We start from the raw sequence: 2,960 nt of genomic DNA, 5'->3' as shown, positions 1-2,960 counted from the left end.
AAAAGGGCAAAATAAGCGGAAAAACCAGCCCCACTTCCCACAAGGGGGGGGGGTCCCCGCCCCACCGGGGACGCCCGGCGGGCGGCGGGCTGGTCGGTGACTCCGCCCCCCCCCCAGTACCAGCCGCGCCAGCTCGGAGTGCACGATGTCGCTGTGCGCCCCGGCCGGCGCGCCCCCGCGCCGGACCACCACCGCCGCGTCGACGTTCACGCACCCCGACGTGGGCAGCGGCCCGGCCAGGGCCTTGGCGAGCGGGTACACGCGCGTGCCCGGGACGGCCTGCACACCGTCGTGACCCATCGCCCCCCACTTGGCACCGAGCATGCCCCCGACACCGAACTCCGCGACGGCCGCCCCGGTGTCACCGGGCTCCACGCCCCCGCTTTCCACCACCCCGGGCTCCGCGCCCCCCGGCTCCGGCAGGACCCCCCGCGCGTCACCGGCCATCCGGGACGCCAGCGGGTACATCGTGCCCAGTGCCGAGTCGTGCTTCGAGAAACAGCACACCACCGGACCGTCGACCCGGTTCTGCTGCCCCTGCAGCACGCCTCCCGCGCGCGCGTCGTGCGGCAGCCGGGCGGCGAACGCGTAGTGCGAGAAGGCCCCTTGGAGCAGCGTCACGGACTTCACCGTGTGCACCCCCCGGGGCAGGCCACGCAGCGCGAACGACACCAGCCGCGCGCCGAAGCTGTGCCCCACCAGATGCACCCGCACCCCGGGCAGCGCGGCCGCCAACCGTCCGATCAGCGGCCCGAGTCCCCGCTCGCCGACCGTCCCGGCCCGCCGTTTCATCGCGTAGTACGTCGCCTGCCGCAGCAACTCGTGCGCGCCGTCCCACGGGTTGGGCAGGCTGAACCCCTGGGTCCCGCCCCCGGACTCCAGCCCGCACAGCGCCGCCGCGAACGTGTCGCAGGCCGCCGCCGTCGGCCCGGCGAACATCTCCGGCTCGTCCTGCGGCACCCCCTCCGCCACCGTGTCCGCCGCGAACGGCGCCTGCGGCCCCGGCGGCACGACGTCCACCAGCAGCCGCACCAGCCGTCCGAACTCGTCCAGTTCGCCCTCCTCGGGCGGCCGCTGCTCCAGCATCCGGGCGATCTGCTCGACCACCGTGGCCCGGCCCGGGAAGGTCTCCAGCAGCGCGTGCCGGGTCTCCTCGTCGAGCACCGGACCGCCGTTCGCCCCGGCCGCGACGGTGCGCGGGAAGTCGGGGATCGGCTCGTCCGCGAACCGCATCGACGGCCACAGCACCCCCACGTACCCGATCCGGGCCTTCGGGACGAGCTGGGGGATCGGCGCGAAGAAGCGGCTGTAGAGCAGGGTGGCGCCGGACCGGTCGCTGTTCCAGCCGTGCGAGAAGACGATCAGATCGCGGACCTCGCGCTGCTTCACCCCGGCCAGCAGCCGGTCCCGTTGCGCGCCGTCGACGTCCCCGTCGGCGTCGAAGGTCAGTTCCCAGTAGGGAGTCACGCTCATTGCCGACTGTGCCATGACAGGCCCCCGTCCCCCGGAGCGGTGCGCGCGATGTGGGTGATGTGGGCGCATCGTCCTGCCAACGGGCGACCTTGGCCATAGGTCACGTCTCATCCGTAGAGCAGATACTTCCGCCGGGTCCGCCGGAACCCCTCCAGCTCCTCCCGCCACCCGGCGACCACGTCCTCGACCCCGGCCCCGGCGTCGACCGCGGTCCGCACCCAGGCCGAACCGGTGAGCTTGTCGATCCACCGGTCGGAGCGCCAGGCGAAACCGCTCCACACCCGCTTCGCGGTCACCAGCAGGGCGATCCCGGTGCGCACGGGGTCGTAGGCGTCCCGGTCGTGCACATGGAGCTGCACCCCGCCCACGGTCCTGCCCTGGAACTTCGAGAAGGAGGGCGCGAAGTACGCCTCCCTGAACCGCACCCCCGGCAGCCCCAGACCGTTCGCGGCGGCCGCCCACCGCCCGTCGATCCCCTCCGCACCGAGCAGTTCGAACGGCCGCGTGGTGCCACGTCCCTCCGACAGGTTGGTGCCCTCGAGGAGACATGTCCCCGCGTACACCAGCGCGGTCTCCGGCGTCGGCATGTTCGGGCTCGGCGGCACCCAGGGCAGCCCGGAGGCGTCGAACCACTCCGTCCGCCGCCACCCGCTCATCTCCACGGTGTCCAGCTCCACCGCCGAGTCCAGGAACTCCCCGTCGAAGAGCCGGGCCAGCTCCGCCACGGTCATCCCGTGCGCCTGCGCGATCGGCCGGCGCCCGACGAAGCTCGCGGACTCCGGGTGCAGCACGGGCCCCCGGGCCGCCCGCCCGGTCACCGGGTTCGGCCGGTCCAGCACCACGAACCGCTTCCCGGCCAGCCGCGCCGCCTCCATGCAGTCGTAGAGCGTCCAGATGTACGTGTAGAAGCGGGCGCCCACGTCCTGGATGTCGAAGACGACCGTGTCCACGCCGGAGGCGGTGAACACGTCGGCCAGCGGCTGCCCGTTCTTCAGGTACGTGTCGTACACGGGCAGCCCGGTCGCCGGGTCGTCGTACCGGCCCTCGGAGCCGCCGGCCTGCGCGGTGCCCCGGAAGCCGTGCTCCGGGCCGAAGACGGCGGTCAGGTTCACCCGGTCGTCGGCGTGCATCACGTCGACGATGTGACGGGTGTCGCGGGTGACGCCGGTGGGGTTGGTGACGATGCCGACCCGCCGACCGCGGAGGGTTCGGTAACCGTCGGCCGCGAGGCGCTCGAACCCGGTGCGCAGTCGGGGCCGTGCGGGCGCCGCCACCGGGGCGGGTACCGTCGCGGTGGCGGCGAGCAGGGCTCTTCTGGACAGGTGCATGGCGCTCCCGGCGGGCTCCGTGTGGGGCCCGCCGATGGGAGCCGACCTGATCCACAAGACACCCCCTAGTGACCTGAGTCGGAGATTCGTCGGCAGTAGGCGGCTACTTTGTCGAGGATCTCGTCGGCGGTCTTCGTCCAGATGAACGGCCTCGGGTGT

General features: G+C 73.1%; 1 protein-coding gene and 1 pseudogene. Both read right to left on the bottom strand.

Annotation, left to right across the window (positions count from 1 at the left end; all coding sequences use genetic code 11):
- Positions 1 to 102: 102 nt before the first annotated feature.
- A pseudogene (locus ACZ6D7_RS36980) lies at positions 103 to 1,488 on the bottom strand (hypothetical protein); the annotation flags it as partial.
- A 92-nt stretch (positions 1,489 to 1,580) separates the two neighbouring features.
- On the bottom strand, positions 1,581 to 2,801 hold the full coding sequence (locus ACZ6D7_RS36975) for an exo-beta-N-acetylmuramidase NamZ family protein (RefSeq protein WP_469500550.1): 1,221 nt from the start codon (positions 2,799 to 2,801) through the stop codon (positions 1,581 to 1,583).
- Positions 2,802 to 2,960: the final 159 nt, after the last annotated feature.

The sequence above is a fragment of the Streptomyces sp. NPDC041784 genome (assembly GCF_055591025.1).
This window is presented reverse-complemented; position numbering and strand designations above follow the sequence as displayed.